Origin of the sequence: Tropheryma whipplei str. Twist (assembly GCF_000007485.1) — a bacterium.
Lineage (GTDB): Bacteria > Actinomycetota > Actinomycetes > Actinomycetales > Microbacteriaceae > Tropheryma > Tropheryma whipplei.
Genome location: NC_004572.3, coordinates 1 through 16357 on the forward strand (window position 1 = coordinate 1; position 16357 = coordinate 16357).

At 45.9% G+C, this 16357-nt stretch carries 16 protein-coding genes and 2 tRNA genes; 16 read left to right on the forward strand and 2 right to left on the reverse strand.

The features are described from left to right. From dnaA to TWT_RS00045, 9 genes are all read left to right on the forward strand, one after another. Nucleotides 1-1437: a chromosomal replication initiator protein DnaA gene (dnaA, locus tag TWT_RS00005; RefSeq protein ID WP_011095974.1), complete on the forward strand. Its 1437-nt coding sequence runs from the start codon at nt 1-3 to the stop codon at nt 1435-1437. 329 nt (nt 1438-1766) lie between these two features. Continuing rightward, nucleotides 1767-2900, forward strand: coding sequence for a DNA polymerase III subunit beta (gene dnaN, locus TWT_RS00010; RefSeq protein WP_011095975.1), 1134 nt, complete (start codon nt 1767-1769; stop codon nt 2898-2900). Nucleotide 2901: 1 nt separating this feature from the next. Further along, nucleotides 2902-3981 carry a DNA replication/repair protein RecF gene (gene recF / locus TWT_RS00015; protein WP_230453554.1) on the forward strand — a complete coding sequence of 360 codons (1080 nt, stop codon included), beginning with the start codon at nt 2902-2904 and terminating at the stop codon, nt 3979-3981. A 29-nt stretch (nt 3982-4010) separates the two neighbouring features. Next, entirely contained in the window at nt 4011-4445 is a 435-nt protein-coding gene (locus tag TWT_RS00020; RefSeq protein ID WP_011095977.1) for a DciA family protein, read from the forward strand. Nucleotides 4446-4484: 39 nt separating this feature from the next. Further along, complete coding sequence (gene gyrB, locus TWT_RS00025; protein ID WP_011095978.1) at nt 4485-6434, forward strand: DNA topoisomerase (ATP-hydrolyzing) subunit B; 1950 nt, start codon at nt 4485-4487, stop codon at nt 6432-6434. Between the two features lie 3 nt (nt 6435-6437). Further along, nucleotides 6438-8897, forward strand: a complete 2460-nt coding sequence (gene gyrA, locus TWT_RS00030; RefSeq protein WP_011095979.1) for a DNA gyrase subunit A — start codon at nt 6438-6440, stop codon at nt 8895-8897. Further along, nucleotides 8894-9274 (forward strand): DUF3566 domain-containing protein, encoded by a 381-nt coding sequence (locus TWT_RS00035; protein WP_011095980.1) that lies wholly within the window; start codon nt 8894-8896, stop codon nt 9272-9274. Before gyrA ends, TWT_RS00035 begins: the two co-directional genes overlap by 4 nt. A 3-nt stretch (nt 9275-9277) precedes the next feature. Beyond that, a tRNA-Ile gene (locus tag TWT_RS00040) sits at nt 9278-9351 on the forward strand. Nucleotides 9352-9364: 13 nt separating this feature from the next. Beyond that, nucleotides 9365-9441: transfer RNA gene (locus TWT_RS00045), tRNA-Ala, on the forward strand. 198 nt (nt 9442-9639) lie between these two features. Here TWT_RS00045 and TWT_RS00050 read toward each other — a convergent pair. Next, nucleotides 9640-10332, reverse strand: a complete 693-nt coding sequence (locus tag TWT_RS00050) for a thiamine diphosphokinase (RefSeq protein WP_155105152.1) — start codon at nt 10330-10332, stop codon at nt 9640-9642. Between the two features lie 124 nt (nt 10333-10456). On the opposite strand from TWT_RS00050, the gene TWT_RS00055 reads away from it, so the two are divergent. Continuing rightward, a complete protein-coding gene (locus TWT_RS00055; RefSeq protein WP_011102294.1) occupies nt 10457-11095 on the forward strand; it encodes a rhomboid family intramembrane serine protease in 639 nt (212 codons plus the stop codon). Between the two features lie 37 nt (nt 11096-11132). Here the strand turns inward: TWT_RS00055 and crgA are convergent, their stop codons facing one another. Continuing rightward, nucleotides 11133-11342 carry a cell division protein CrgA gene (gene crgA, locus TWT_RS00060; protein ID WP_011095983.1) on the reverse strand — a complete coding sequence of 70 codons (210 nt, stop codon included), beginning with the start codon at nt 11340-11342 and terminating at the stop codon, nt 11133-11135. 56 nt (nt 11343-11398) lie between these two features. On the opposite strand from crgA, the gene TWT_RS00065 reads away from it, so the two are divergent. From TWT_RS00065 to TWT_RS00090, 6 genes are all read left to right on the forward strand, one after another. Further along, entirely contained in the window at nt 11399-12037 is a 639-nt protein-coding gene (locus TWT_RS00065; protein ID WP_011102295.1) for an anthranilate synthase component II, read from the forward strand. A gap of 105 nt (nt 12038-12142) precedes the next feature. Beyond that, a complete protein-coding gene (locus TWT_RS00070) occupies nt 12143-12715 on the forward strand; it encodes a LemA family protein (protein WP_011095985.1) in 573 nt (190 codons plus the stop codon). Nucleotides 12716-12751: 36 nt separating this feature from the next. Next, nucleotides 12752-13627 carry a M48 family metalloprotease gene (locus tag TWT_RS00075; RefSeq protein WP_011102296.1) on the forward strand — a complete coding sequence of 292 codons (876 nt, stop codon included), beginning with the start codon at nt 12752-12754 and terminating at the stop codon, nt 13625-13627. Nucleotides 13628-13636: 9 nt separating this feature from the next. Further along, complete coding sequence (locus TWT_RS00080) at nt 13637-13999, forward strand: hypothetical protein (RefSeq protein ID WP_237696877.1); 363 nt, start codon at nt 13637-13639, stop codon at nt 13997-13999. 152 nt (nt 14000-14151) lie between these two features. Continuing rightward, nucleotides 14152-15402, forward strand: coding sequence for an Ig domain-containing protein (locus TWT_RS00085; RefSeq protein ID WP_237696846.1), 1251 nt, complete (start codon nt 14152-14154; stop codon nt 15400-15402). Between the two features lie 39 nt (nt 15403-15441). After that, the gene (locus TWT_RS00090; protein ID WP_230440396.1) at nt 15442-16278 is read left to right on the forward strand and encodes an aldo/keto reductase; all 837 of its coding nucleotides are present in this window, start codon (nt 15442-15444) and stop codon (nt 16276-16278) included. Nucleotides 16279-16357: the final 79 nt, after the last annotated feature.

A 16357-nucleotide genomic window follows, 5' to 3' on the forward strand; every position in this document is an offset into this window, starting at 1 on the left:
GTGAACAAAACCCTAAATCCACAGGAAGTCTGGATAAAGGCTGTCCGAAACTTAGAAGGTTTTTTCTCTTCCCCTCGTGTAATAGGTTACCTCAAGAAAGCGTCACCTTCGATAGAGGGGGAAAGTCTCATAATAACTTTCCCAAATAGCCATCTTGCCTCTGTTATGGATGATATTGAGGTATACGATGCAACAAAAAAGACTATTCTTGACTCTTACCCAAGTATAAAAGAGATAAAAATAACAATCTCCCCGGATGTTCTTGAAAAGGAAATAACTGAAGAAATTAATGACCTTGTCCAGTCTATGGAAGAGGAAGATTTTGCCCTTATAGATCACACAAAGCCGGTTATCCCAAATTTCTTCGATCAAAACACACGGGTAAACTTTGGCGGAGGTCCAAACAACCATCACCCAACAACAGGCGTTAATCCAAGGTTTACATTTGATAATTTCGTTGTAGGAAAATCAAATGAACTTGCTCGAGCGGCATCAATTTCTGCGGCAGAAAGGCCTGGAAAATCGTTCAACCCCCTTTTTATATACGGAGACTCTGGGGTTGGAAAAACACACCTCCTACACTCGATAGGTAATTATGCAAAATTCTTATTTCCGTCCCTCAGAATTAAATACGTTTCTTCAGAAGACTTTACAAATGACTTTATAAATTCCATTTCTTCTGGAACAAGCCAAAAGTTCCAGGAAAAATATCGTCAAATAGACATTCTTATGGTTGACGATATCCAATTTTTGCAAAAGAAACAGGAAACTCAGGAATCCTTTTTCCATACATTCAACTCCCTCCATAATTCGAGCAGGCAGCTTGTTATCTCAAGCGACTTACCTCCAAAGCAATTAATGGGCTTTGAAGACAGAATGAGATCACGATTCGAATGCGGTTTAGTGTGTGATATACAAAAACCCGATCTCGAAACACGAATCGCCATTCTTCAGAAGAAATGTCAGAACGAGAAAAAAGAAGTATCAATGGAAATACTCACATATATCGCAAGTTGCTTTAGCAGCAGTGTTCGAGAGCTTGAAGGTGCCCTTTTGAGAATATTTGCGCTTGCAAGTTTCAATAAAGAAGAAATTAACATGACACTTGCGCAAAAAGTACTAGAGGACCTTGGTGCACAAAGGGGTGACAAAATAGACCCAATCGAAATAATCGAGATTACCGCAAAACATTACGACCTAGCCGCTTCAGATCTTTGCGGGAATTCACGCGTTGCAAATATATCTATCGCGAGGCAAATTGCAATGTATTTATGCAGAGAACTGACAGATGTATCTCTTCCAAAACTTGGTTATATCTTCGGAAGAGATCACAGCACAATAATCTATGCAACGAGAAGAATAAGTGATTTGATAGGAAAAGATAGAAAAACATTTAGTGATATATACAAGCTCACGCAGTTTATTTTGAGGAGATAATTTACTGTGGAAAACTCTGTTGAAAAAAATAATTTACTGTGGAAAACTTTTATATCTGGTTGATAATTATCTAAGAATTATTACGATTTTGTGGAAAAACTACCCGTTTTTAGTTAATTCTCCTGAGGCTATAAACAAATAACACTATTGTTCTTACCTTTTGGATAGAGTATTCAACACAGTTTTCCACATTTTCAACAGCACTTATTAATATGATTTTTAAATTCTTTTACGGGAGAATAATGCTTAAGCAGTAACTGAAACCTTAGTGTAAAAAAGCAAATAATTCATTAGATAGAATGAGACTCTTCTGATCAGATTGGGAAAATATGAAGCTGATTGTCGATAGAGGTCTCCTTAGTTCCTCGGTAAATTTCGTAACCCGTATGATTCCTGCAAGACCTCCATCACCAATACTGTCTGGGATGTTAATTGAGGCAAAGAATGAGAAAGTTACTCTTTCAACTTTTAATTACGAGACATCAGCAAAAGTCGAATTCAGCGCAAATGTAATAGAAGGCGGAAAGGTCTTAGTACCGGGAACTCTTATTAGTAGTATTTCGCAGAAATTGCCTGATGAACCAGTAGAGATAAGCAAAGAAGATGAAAAAATTTCTCTTACCTGCGGACCTGTAAATTACATACTTAATCTAATGCCGATAGCAGAGTATCCGCCACTACCTAACCTTGAGAATGCAGAGCAGTATAGGATACCTTCTGAAGATTTTGTTAAATCAGTCTCGCAGGTTACAACATCGGCCGCAAAAGATGATATAAGCGCAGTTATAACAGGAATAAACCTAAGACTTTCTAATGAATCAATTGAACTAACAGGAACAGACCGTTATAGAGTCGCGGTGAAGACCTTAAATAGCGTATCTGGACATCCATCTGATTCATCTGTTATTGTGTCGTCTAAAACCCTTTTTGAGGTTTCAAAAACGCTCGGGAATTTGGAAAGTGAAATATCAGTTTTTATAAAAAATGACGGAGAAAATAAAGTTATCGGATTTGAATCGGGAAATAAGACAGTAACGTCGCTCTTAATCTCGGGGAATTATCCGCCAGTTGCAAAGCTATTTACAGAAGAAACAGGTCATTATGCAATCCTGAAAACAAGTGATTTCCTGGAATCGACAAAAAGGGTCTCTGTCGTAGTTGAGAGAGATGAGCCAATTGAGTTTTCTTTTGTAAAAAATACAGTTACGATAAAAGGCTCAGGGATAGCACTTGCAAGTGAAAAGGTTGAGTGTGAACTATTTGGTGACGAAATAAGTATTATGTTGAGGCCGCAGTTTTTATGCGACGGACTTATTGCTTGTCAAGAGGACTTTATAAAGGTTGCATTCACAAAGCCAAGCGTTAAAAATAGGCCAGGACCTGTTCTTATAACACCAAAATTATCCAATAAAGAAAAAATAGACTTTAAGTACCTTTTACAGCCAAATTTATTTGCAAAATAATTTGATTTCTCATATAAACCTAAGGAATTTTCGAAATTATGAGTACCAAAGTATTTCATTTACTGATGGTCTCAACCTTATAAGGGGTGATAATGGCCAGGGAAAGACCAACCTTGCTGAGGCAATCTATTTTCTGTCGGGTTTCGGATCTCACAGGACATACAAAAACCAGCCTCTTATAAAATCGGGAGAACAGAAAGCAGAGATATCTGCAAAAATTCAGTCTAAATACGGAACCCGAAATGTATACATTGGTATATCTTGCAATTCGAATAACATCCTAAAAGTAGACGGTAAGCCTTCGAAACTCAGGGACCTTGTTTCTGTCTTTAGCTGTGTAATATTCTCCCCAGAGGATATAGATCTAGTAAAGGGAGATCCCGGACACAGAAGAAAATATCTGGATGATATTATCTGCAGGGCTCGCCCCATGATGCTGGACATTTATTCTGCATATGACAGAACATTAAAGCAGAGAAACTCTCTGTTAAAGAGCTTTAGAAAATCATCATGCAAAAGCGACCTCCTGGATATTTGGACACAGAAGTTGGTGGAGCTTGGCCTGGAAATAGTAAATGCTCGAAAAAGATTACTAAAGATTTTAAATCCAAAAATTAGCGAATTTTATTCAAAACTTGCGGGGGTGAGTAGCACAGCTGAATTATTCTGCCAATCTTCAGATTGCCTTATAGATACATTCGATCTATTGAGAGACAGAGAAATAGAAGAAGGTGTAACCCTTGCTGGACCACATAGAGATAACGTTGATATTCTCTTAAATTCTTGTCCGGCAAGAAGTCAATCAAGCCAGGGAGAATCATGGACCCTTGCGCTGTCTATGAAACTTTCCCTTATAGAGCTTATGAGGGAAACTAAAAGACTTTACGACCCAGATCCTGTTGTAATACTCGATGATGTCTTTGCTCATCTTGATTCATATCGAAAACAAAAACTCGCACAGGAAGTGTTTAGCTATGAACAGACGATTGTAACAACAACCGATAATTCCGATAATTACAGAACATCTCAAACCCTTGTGGTAGAAGAGGGAAAAGTGTTCAGCGAAAACAAAAAGGGGTAACTATCAATTCTAGAATTATAAGAAACTGTGTGAATCAGTACCTTAAAATCTCAAATACGGCAGGTTATTGTAGGCCAATTCAGGATTTCAGCAGTAACCCGTTTGATCCAGGCCGAGACCCGGTTTGGGTGTCTAACTTAGTTGGCGATTTTATAAAGAAATTTGATTGTAACAACTGTTTAAAAGGGAATAACATAAGCAATATTTGGCCAGAAGTGGTCGGCGATTTTGGAGCGAGGAATACAGAGGTTGTTGAAATAACCCGTAAAGGTGAACTAGTTATTTCGTGTTTATCTAGGGCCATTGCATTAAGCTTCAGGGTTTATAGTGAGGATATTATAAAAAAACTTAATGACCGGTACCCAGATCTTAATCTTGAGAAGTTGATTTTTGTTCCACCCGAATCAAGGAGGGGTTATTTTGGCCCGAAGCTTGTCAGAAACGTGGATAAACACTACGAATGATAGAATCTTGCGTTAAGGTCCTTTAGGAGTTCTGCTTGCATGGTTGACACACCCGAGCCCGCATATGGCGCTGATCAGATACAGGTTCTCGAGGGTTTAGAAGCCGTTCGGCGAAGACCGGGTATGTACATAGGCAGTACCGGGTCCCGGGGTTTACACCATTTGGTATATGAGCTTGTTGATAATTCAGTAGACGAAGCCCTTGCTGGCTATTGCACAAAAATAAATGTTGCTATTCTCGCAGACGGCGGGGTTAGGGTGACGGATAACGGCAGGGGCATCCCTGTTGATATTCATCCTAAAGAGGGGGTTTCCACAGTTCAGGTTGTTCTCACAACCCTTCACGCTGGCGGAAAATTCGGTAGTGGAGGATACTCCGTTTCCGGCGGTTTGCATGGCGTTGGAAGCTCTGTTGTGAATGCGTTGTCTAAGAGACTGTATGTTGAGGTCTCAAGACAGGGTTTTGTTTTTAGACAAAATTATGAGGGCGGTAACCCCACTGCTGCACTTGAAAGATGTGAAGAAACCAATGCTACCGGAACGGCAATTACCTTTTGGCCTGATGATGATATTTTTGAAACCGTTTGTTTTGAATATGAAGTGCTGCGCTCTCGCCTGCAACAGATGGCCTTCCTGAATAGCGGCCTTACTGTCTCCATAACAGACGAGAGGGTGGACAGCCCGACTAACAACGAGACTTACTGTTATCAAAACGGTCTGTTTGACTATGTTATGTATCAAAACCGCATAAGAAAACATGAACCTCTTCATGAAGAAATAATTCACTTTCAGGCAGAGAACAAGGATCGCCTGATGTCCCTTGAGGTTGCGATGCGGTGGACCTCGTCTTCGACCGAGAATATATATACATTTGCGAACACAATTAACACCCATGAGGGCGGTACACACGAAGAGGGCTTCAGGGCAGCACTCACATCGCTCGTAAACCGTTATGCACGCGAGAAAGGTTTTCTAAAGGAAAAGGACGAAAGCCTTCAGGGTGAGGATATTAGGGAAGGGCTTACAGCAATTATCTCTGTTAAGCTTGGCGAACCACAGTTTGAGGGTCAAACAAAAACAAAGCTTGGCAATACAGAAATGCGTGGCTATGTTCACCACGAGGTGAACTCTTATCTGTGGGATTGGTTTGACAGTCACCCCGCTCAGGCAAAGGTGATTATTTCAAAAGCCCTTCTTGCGGCTGAGGCTAGATTGGCAGCTAAGCGCGCCAGAGAGGCCTCGAGAAAGCGGGGTTTATTCGAGTCTGTTTCAATGCCAGGCAAGCTGAAGGAGTGTCAGGCAAAGGACCCGGCCGTTTCAGAACTTTTTATTGTTGAGGGGGATTCCGCAGGTGGGTCTGCAATACAGGGCAGGGATCCGCTCACCCAGGCCGTTTTACCGCTCAGGGGAAAAATACTTAATGTTGAAAAGGCAAGGCTCGACAAGGCTATTGCAAATTCTGAAATACAGGCTATGCTCACGGCTTTCGGTTCTGGTATAGCTGAGGATTTTGACGAATCAAAGGCTCGCTACCACAAAATAATTCTTATGTCCGATGCAGATGTCGATGGCCAGCATATAACCACACTTCTGCTCACACTCCTGTTCAGGTATATGAGGCCACTTATAGAGAGTGGTTATGTGTATTTGGCTCACCCCCCCTTGTACAGGATTAAGTGGAGTAATTCCGAGCACGACTATGTTTTTAGCGACAGAGAAAGAGATAAGAAGCTCGCAGAAGGTAAGCTCTCCGGAAAAAAGATACCAAAAGAAAACGCAATTCAGCGATACAAGGGCCTTGGAGAAATGAATTATAGAGAGCTGTGGGACACCACCATGAATCCGGCAACTCGCACCCTCCGCCAGATTACCGTTGACGACGTTACGTTAGCTGATGAGATTTTTTCTGTGCTTATGGGGGAGGATGTCGACTCTCGTCGTAAGTTCATCCAGCACAACGCCAGAGATGTTCGCTTTTTGGATATATAGATATTGTCTGAGCAAAATATTAACCAAGTAGATCTTCGCGAGGAGATGCAGCGGTCGTATCTCGACTACGCCATGAGCGTTATAATCGGTCGTGCCTTACCCGACGTCCGGGATGGTCTTAAGCCCGTACATCGCAGGGTTTTGTACGCGATGTACAAAGGGGGTTATAGACCAGAAAAGGCTTTTTCAAAATGTGCCAGGGTTGTCGGCGATGTTATGGGTCAATTTCATCCTCATGGGGATGCGGCAATTTATGACGCACTTGTCCGTCTTGTGCAGCCGTGGGCCATGCGCTATCCGCTTGCGCAGGGCCAGGGGAACTTTGGCTCTCCGGGCAATGATGGCGCTGCCGCCCCTCGTTACACAGAAACGAAAATGGCCACACTCGCGATTGAGATGGTCAGGGATATTGATGAGGATACTGTTGATTTTTCCCCAAATTATGATGGCGAAAGCGTTGAACCCACAGTTATGCCGTGCCGCTTTCCCAATCTTTTGGTTAATGGCTCAGTCGGTATTGCGGTTGGTATGGCAACCAATATCCCGCCGCATAACCTTGCCGAGGTGTCGGCCGGTGCTCTGTGGTGCCTCGAAAATCCGGATGCAACAGATGAGGAGTTGACAGAAGCTCTTCTGGAAAGAATAAAAGGTCCCGATTTTCCCACCGGTGCTACGGTGTTGGACACCGGAGGCATAAAAGACGCCTATCTCACGGGCCGCGGCAGCGTGGTTATGCGAGGCGTTGTTGATATTGAAGAAATAGACGGAAGGACCTGCCTTGTTGTGCGCGAACTTCCTTATCAAGTCAATCCGGATAATTTGGCTTTAAAGATAGCCTCTCTCGTTAAGGAAAATAAACTTTCGGGAATTGCTGATATTCGGGATGAAACAAGCGGTAGAACCGGCCAGCGGTTGATAATCGTCCTCAAGCGAGATGCTGTCGCTCGGGTGGTTCTGAATAGCCTATACAAACATACACAGCTTCAAGAGAACTTTGGGGTCAATATGCTTGCGATTGTTGACGGGGCACCCAGAACCCTTTCCCTCTGTTCGTTCATTCGTTTATGGGTTGAACACCAAATAGAAGTCATCGTCCGGCGCACTACCTTCAGGCTTGCCAGGGCCGAGCAGCGCGCGCATATTCTCAGGGCCTATCTAAGGGCTCTGGACCAGATCGACGAGGTTATACAGCTCATTCGATCTTCTAAGAGCGCCGAGGAGGCTCAGTCTAACCTTATGGCGCTCCTGAAAATAGACGAAACACAGGCTCGTGCAATCCTTGATCTTCAGTTGCGGCGCCTTGCCGCCCTCGAGCGACAAAGGATTATCTCTGAGGCAAGAGAAATAGAAGAGCTAATATCCAGCTTCAGGAAGATTCTTTCTGACAAGACCGCCCAGTGCCAGGTTATTGCAGAAGAATTGAGGGAAATAGGTCAAAAACACTCAGACGCACGACGCACAGAAATAATTCGGGGGTTTGATGGGTCGGTGTCTATTGAAGACCTGATTCCGGTGGAACCTGTAGTTGTTGTTATGACCCGCTGTGGTTATATAAAACGAACACGTATTGATCAGTATAGGTCTCAACATAGGGGTGGTCGCGGCGTAAAAGGCGCCCAAGTTAAGGCTGATGATGTCGTGCTGCAGTTTATCTCTACAACAACACACAACTGGCTCATGTTTTTTACCAATACAGGGAGGGTTTATCGCGCAAAAGCCTATGAAGTCCCGGAGGCAAGCAGGGAGGCTCGTGGTCAGCATGTTGCAAATCTTCTTCCGCTAAAACCGAATGAGGCGGTGACCAGGATTTTATCTGTCTCTAATTTTGATAGCGAGGATACAAGCCTTGTTTTGGCCACTAAAGATGGATATGTGAAAAAAACAACCCTTAAAGAGTACGATACATCGCTTAGCACTGGTGTTATAGCAATAAAGCTTCGGCCCGGAGATAAGCTTGTATCTGCAGTGCTTGCAAGAAGTGATCAGGACATCATACTGGTTACAAAAAATGCCAGATCGCTCAGGTTTAAATCCGGTACATTGCGCCCCTTATCTAGGGGATCATACGGCGTAAAGGGTATATCTCTTCGCGAAAACGATCTCCTTCTTTCAGCTGAGCTGATTCTTTCGGACGACAGCTATATATTTGTTGTCAGCGAGAGGGGTTATGCAAAGCGCTCTAGGGTTGGTGATTACAAACTTCAGGCCCGGGGCGGGATTGGCGTACGGGTTGCAAACATAACCGAGCAAAAGGGCGTACTTGCTGACATGCTCGTTGTCAATGACGATGATGAGGTTCTTGTAATTCTTGCAAGCGGTAAGGTTATTCGCTCATCTGTTGCCGAGGTCTCCCCAACTCTTCGATATACTACCGGGGTCGTTTTTGTCCGCATGTCTGACGGGGATAAAATTCTGGCCATGACGATAGCAGAGAAATGCGATGACCTGGAAGGGCAGGGGTGAATACAAAGCTTGTAAAAAGCTCCTCCTCACAGGCGGTTCTCCGCCTTGGGTCGATTAACGTTGTCTCCGCAGCCAGGACTGCCTTTGTGTTCTCGCTTGCCTTTTCGGTAGTTATGTTCTTACTTATTTTGATGCTTTATATGTTTCTAAATTTTGCTGGGGTGTTCAACATTAGCGCTGTCGGTGGCACGCCTGAGGGTGCCCCTGCAGATTTCACCCTGAGTAACGCTATAAGCCCGTGGACTGTGTTAATTTTTTCTTTGATTTTGGCCGGAACCAATGTCTTTACATTCACAACCGGTGCAATTATTTTTTCTGTGATCTACAATGTTATTGCCCGGATTACAGGGGGTTTGCGATTTACTTTCTATCGCTGATTTGGGGTTATAGCTCAGATGGTTAGAGCGCTTCACTGATAATGAAGAGGCCCCAGGTTCAAGTCCTGGTAACCCCACTTGTTCTTGCTTGGGGATGTAGCTCAGTTAGGCAGAGCGCCTGCTTTGCAAGCAGGAGGTCGGGGGTTCGATTCCCCTCATCTCCACCAGATCCCATTCTGTTTTGCTGTGCATTTATGGCCTGCAACATTTTTGTCTCTGCAACATTTGTCTCATAACAGAAATCTTTTTGGCTACCCAGATCCGGTAACTGGCTAGCCATGCAGTCAGGTCTGGCATACAGTCGGGCCGTGCAGTCGGGTCTGTAGAACTGGAATCGGATCGCCCATAATGTTGGATATGACATCTCAACCGCTTGGTTTTTGTATTTGATTTCCTGCCGTCATCGCACACGTCGAAATGTTCAAATGCATTCTGCCGCCTTGGCGCTCGTACACCACAAGAAGCATGCCAGACTCGACCGCAACCCTGCTCTTCACCCCCACAAACTCATTGCTAACACCATTAAAGGTACCCGGTATATGTGCGTTGTTCAGGGCATATTTTAGCCCCTCCTCATAAACCCCGCTGGCATCGCCGGAGTGCGGGAAGATTGAGATATTGCCGGTGAAATGCGACGGAAAGTAAATCTCATTGTTTCGGATCGCTGTCACCACATCATACTTCCCGACAATAAACACGCTATATCCCATATTTGTCAGTTCGGCCAGTAGCTGGATATTTCCAATGGTATGGTCAAGCCGCCCACCGGTACCCCCAAATATGCAAAAAGTTCTAAAGCCCCGCTCGGCACCAATCAGGGCTGCCTGCATCATGTCAGTTTTATCTTTTTCTCTGGGCAAAATCACCCGATCAATGTTTATTGGAATAGACTCAATTGAATCAAGGTCGCCGACATAGAGATCAATGCGCGCACCATGCTTCTTGAGCTGCATCAAGCCGCCATCAGCCGCGATAACCAAGTCGTGCATCCCCACTTCTTCGGGGGGTGTAAAGTGCTCACCGGCACCATATATGTAGCAAACACCCATTCCAAGCACAACCTTCAATATCGGTGACGACCGCGGATATAATTGTGTTACAAGCTAATTGTACGGTCCGGGTGGCTTTTGTATGGCTCGCTCCTTTTGTGCCCCCTTGCTTTTTCGTGGTTAATATCGGAGGGTGTTCGCGAGGTTTATGATTATCTGGCGAAGGCTTCGTGCTTATCCTCCGGCCACTGCAACCATAATTACTCTGTGCATTTTTTTGTGGCTATTGCAGATGCTTCTGGGTTCCGGTGTAACCACAAGTCTTGCCTTCGCGGGGGCGTATGTGTTTCCGGACAGCCTGCAGCCGTGGAGGATTTTTACCAGCATGTTCTTGCATTCAACCTTTACACCGCTTCACCTCCTGTTCAACATGTACTCTCTGTGGTGGTTGGGCAGTAACCTGGAGCAGCGAATAGGCTCATGGCGCTTTTTGGCGCTCTATTTCATAAGTGGCCTGGGTGCTGCTGTGGGTATTGTGTATCTTCAGCCTTATAACACCCTGACACTGGGGGCCTCGGGCGGTATATTCGGCCTTCTTGCGGCATTTATTGTGTTGCGCATTGACTCGGGACAGTTATGGGGGATTGTCGGCCTGAACTTGATCATTTCGTTTTTACTTCCCGGGGTATCCTGGCAAGCACATATCGGGGGTCTTTTATCAGGTTTTGTTGCAGCGTGGGCCATAAAGCGCAGGAATCCATTATTGCTTGGGGCACAGGTCATTCTGCTCATTGGAGTAATTGCAACGAGACCGTACCTGCTGTACGCCTAACCCCGAAGCGGCCTATCGCCTGGGCTCAGGGGTCGTATTACTTCCAGCGTGACATCATTGCAAATCCGGCCATGATTATTCCGAACGCTATGAGGATATTCCATGTTCCGACCGCCGGCAGAGGCAAGGCGCCGTTGGAAATGTAGAACAGAACCATCCACACAGCCCCGGTGCCCATAAGCCCGAACATAATTGTCGGAAACCACACGGGGTTATTTTCGCTGGACTCGTGTTTTTTTCTGCTCATGAACTCCTAAGGGCAGAGACTGCGCGCCTTGAGATACCCCTATTATATATACCGTTATGTTCAAAGTCTTGGTTATTGACAACCACGACAGCTTTATCTACACGCTTGTAAATTATCTGCAGCAACTTGGGGTAACAACCAGTGTTGTGCGGAGTGATAACAATTGTCATTCGGTTGAGTCTATGCTGGGTGTGCATGACGCAGCTCTCATCTCACCCGGCCCCGGCACCCCCGAGGAAAGCGGCATCACCCTTTCTGTCATTCGAGCTGCTTACTCTACCTCTACCCCACTTCTTGGGGTTTGCTTGGGCCATCAGGCCCTTGCCGTCGCGTTTGGCGGTGACATAGGGCCTTCCGGAAGGATTATGCACGGAAAGTTGGTTACGGTGCGCCCTCGGCCCAGCGCCATATTCAAGGACCTCCCCACTGCTTTTACCGCAACAAGGTACAACTCACTTACTGTTACAAAGGTGCCGCAAGCATTGAGGGTAATAGCCAGAGCAGACTGTGGCGAAGTTATGGCACTTGAACACCGGACGGCACCAATGTATGGTGTGCAATTTCACCCAGAGTCTGCAGTTTCCGAATGGGGTTTTCGCATTTTGGGAAATTGGTTATACATATCAGGTTTCAACAAGGCCCCGGGAATATCCCGTGATCTGCCCATTGTTGTTTACAATACTCGTGTACGCTAAGAGGCTCGTGCATGCTGGGGTTTGTTGCCCGCTTCGTGCCTCTCAGGGTATTTCAAGGCTTGTTTGATTCAATGACTAAGGTGTTTGTATTTGCGGAGGTTTTAAATGGACGGGGTTTTTCTATGGGTCACCCTGGGCCTTGCATTGGCCATTGTTGTTATTGCGATTTTTGCCTGGGTTGCCTATAATCGCCTGGTTGCGTACAATGTGCGTGTCGACGAGGCGTGGAGTGATATCACGGTTCAGCTCAAGCGGCGTGCCGATCTAATTCCTTCTCTTATTGAGACTGTAAAGGGCTATGCATCCCATGAGAAATCGGTTTTTAAACAGGTTACCCTTGCTCGGGCAGCAAGTATTGGTGCTAGCGGGGTTGCCGAAGCGGCAGCGGCCGACAATCAACTTCAGGCTGCCTTGAAGAGTATTTTTGCCGTTGCCGAGGCGTATCCACAACTGCAGGCAAGTCAAAACTTTCTCGACCTTCAGGCGCAGCTGACTGATACCGAGAACAAAATACAGGCGTCACGCAGGTTCTATAATGGCGGAGTGCGTGATTTGAATACCCTTATTGGGGTTTTTCCGTCTAATATCGTGGCTAGGATTGCTAAGTTTAGTACTCGTGAGTTTTTTGATGTTGAGCGATCAGAGGCCCTTCAGTCTCCCCCGAAGATTGTTTTCTAGGCAAATGAACAGAGCCGAATGTTTTGATGTGAGTATTTGATGTACAGCTTTATTGCGAGAAACAAAATCAATACCTTTTTGATATTGTTTGTTTTCATACTGGCTTGTGGGGGTTTTGGCCTGCTTGCCGGCAGATTCCTCGGTATGTCATTTTTTCTTTTTATCTTGTTATTAGCAGCGGGCTATGCGTGTGTGCAGTATTTTTTCTCTGGACGTTTAGCCGTTTTGATGTCGGGTGCCCGAAAAATTAGCCGGAACGACAACCCGCGCCTCTGGAATACTGTTGAGAATTTATCAATAACAACCGGCTTGCCAATGCCGGAGGTGTACATTGTTGACGACCCCGCCCCTAATGCATTTGCAACAGGCCGCGACCCAAAACATGCCAAGGTTGCCGCAACATCCGGTCTGCTTGAGATACTTGATGATTCCGAGCTTGAGGGTGTCATGGCCCACGAAATGGGCCATGTAAAGAACTACGATATAAGGGTTAGCACTATCGTTTTTGGCCTCGTTTCAGCCGTTGGCCTTATTTCAGATATGGTCCTTCGGGCTCTAATTTGGGGGGATAATCGTCGCGAAGGAAATTCTGCCTTTTCGTTTGTTATTGTCTTATTTTTCTCCCTCCTTGCCCCCATTGCGGCAATGCTGGTTCAGTTGGCGGTTTCCAGGGAAAGGGAGTATTTGGCGGATGCAACCGGCGCCTTGACAACAAGATATCCTGCCGCCCTGGCCTCTGCCCTTGCCAAACTGGAGGGCAATGCAAGACCGCTGCAAAGACAGAGCAGTAGCATGGCCCATTTGTGGATTTCAAACCCAATGCCCCGGGGGTTCTTCAGAAAGCTTTTTTCTACCCACCCACCCACCGAGGAGAGGATTAGGCGATTGAAAGAAATGGGGAACCAGTTCTGATTGGCTAAGGTGTTATTTGCCTCCTATGCGTTGCTTGCAGTGGCTTCGCTTGGCAGGAGCGCTTATCAGATCTCGACTCGGTTTTATGAGGCCCCTCTTGCCTACTCCCTTTCGGGTTTTGCGGCTATTGTCTATTTAGTCGTATTTGTGTCCCTTGTTTACTCCCTCAGATGTTTGGCATATTGCGCGCTGTTTATTGAGCTAATTGGTGTTGTTGTTATTGGCACCTTGTCCGTTTTTGCCCCGGGTCTTTTCGGCACTGGAAATCATATTGCCGCAACTGTCTGGACGTTGTATGGGGTTGGTTATTTTTTTCTTCCCGCGGCACTTCCCGTTCTTGGCATAATTTGGCTGTCTAGATCCAAGAGATAAGGTTCTTAGCCTCTGCTTTCTGTCATTCTTGACAGTGACTGCATATTCGACTAAAGGGTTTTGCGATCCTGCTTACGCAAGCTTCTCACATAGAGTTCTCAGTATTTTTTGATACAGTTTTGCGCGTTGGTTGTTTAGGAAAAGGGGTAGGCTTGGTTCGTGCACCGGCAATATTTCGTCTTGTAGTTTTGAGCATTCTTTGTGTTTCAGTCTTACTTCCAACCAGATGGGTACTCGCGACACCTGCCTTGAAACCACAGTCTTTTTCTGTCGCTATTGGGGAAAGCCTCAATAGACCACCCATTCCTGCCGCTGCTCGCGGTTCGGTGTATACCGTAAACACCAAGGACTTAACGGCCCCCGGCGATGGGCTACCTCGGGGGCTGGATATCAACCGTGGGACCGGGACCATCTCCGGCTCTGTCGGGTCAGATGTACTGCCGGGTGTTTACAAGCCGAGGGTATCGGTGACCTCCTCTGCTGGCTCAACTAGCGCGGTTTATACCATCACTGTGACCAGGCAGATTGTTCTTGGTGATGTTCTGGCCCAAATTAAACAGGGTGATCCGGTGCGGATTCCTGCCAAGATCATCGGCGGGCATTCTCTCTTTAATTTCCGGCTTGCAGGCAAGCCTCGCACCACACCGGGGATTGCCTATCCCATGGGTCTTTCTGTTGATTCAAAGACGGGCGTGCTATTCGGAACGGTGTCATACGAGGTTGAGTATGGGGTATACAATTTTCTGCTTTGGGCGGATGAGGTAGTTCACGGTGAGATAGTGTCGCATTTTGCGTATTACACCCTCCTCGTGTCACCGATGCATTTTAATGTTGATGACCAGAACTTTGAGCTGCAGGCCTATAAGCCCTTTAAATTTCCACTGAGTGCGAATGGTGCTGCTATAGCCTGGGTTGCTACTGGTCTTCCAAAGGGGATTTATCTTTCCCCAGCCGGACTTCTTTATGGCGTCCCAGCTGTTCCACCTGGCGAGTATAGCGCCCGGCTTACCGTATACGGCCTTGAGGTTCGCAGTGGAGTTTTGAAGATTGTTTCTGTAACGGCAAATCTGAATATTCTTGTTGCTGGTGAGCCTATTATTTACCCTCAATCTATAACTGTTAAGAAGGGTGAGTCTGTCTCGTTCCCACCCAAGCCCCCTCACAAGCCTGGCTGGGTTTATTGGGCAAACATGGTCGACATAACCACACCCGGTAATGGGATACCCGATGGTTTGATTTTATCTCCTGACAACGGTACTCTCTATGGTGCTGTTAGCCCTTCTGTTCAGCCAGGTGTGTACACGCCGACTGTTTTCAAGGCGGTTCCTGGAGAGGTTGAATATGCGCACAGTACAACTTACACGATCACGGTTGTTGAGGGTACTGCGCCTGGGGTAAACTGAGTTTGTTGATGTGTTTAGTTCGTATTGGTGGTGTTTGTATTGACTTATGTTCCTAGCGTTCTCTTGGGTGACGGTGTATCGATTCCCCAGTTTGGATTGGGTACCTATGAGCTTCCTCCCAACGAGGCATCTTCGGTGGTTCAGTCTGCGATCGAGTTGGGCTATCGCCATATCGATACGGCTTCACTCTACGCTAATGAGCGAGAGGTTGGCCGCGCTATTGCTAGCAGCGGAATAAAGCGTGAGGAGTTTTTTGTCACAACAAAGCTATGGAATTCTGATCAACCTAAGCCGAGAGAGGCGTTCGAGCGCAGCCTTGACCTCCTCTCACTTGATTATGTTGATTTGTATCTTATCCATTGGCCTTGCCCGCCGAGTGAGCTGTATATAAATGTCTGGGAAGTGCTATTGGAGCTCAAGGAGTCGGGCCGTGCCAAGTCTGTTGGTGTGTCAAATTTTTTGTCCGAGCATATCGATAAAATAAAAGAAGCGGGCTTTCCGCTGCCCTCTGTAAACCAAATAGAACTTCATCCGTGGCTTCAACAGCGTGAACTTGTCTTGTCTTGCAGAAATGATGGCATACAAATCGAGTCCTGGGGACCTTTCGCGCGTTTTTCTAAGGATCTTGATGCATTCCCGGAACTGACGCGCCCAGCAAAGCAATATGGAAAAACCCCGGCTCAGGTCATTTTGCGTTGGCATATTCAGAAGGGGTATGTTGTCTTCCCAAAGACAGTGCATGCGGAACGGTTGCGGCAGAATATTGATATATTCGATTTTGACTTGACTCCTGACGAAATATCTGGGATTGATAGCCTTGATGCGGGCTTTAGGACCGGTCCGGATCCGAGCAGCTTTCGAGCCGGCCTCGATTGATCTAACCACCCAATAGTCCCAGTGATCTTTTCCAGCGGTATAAGTAATTCCCGCCGTTTGGTTTTGTCAAAAATATGTT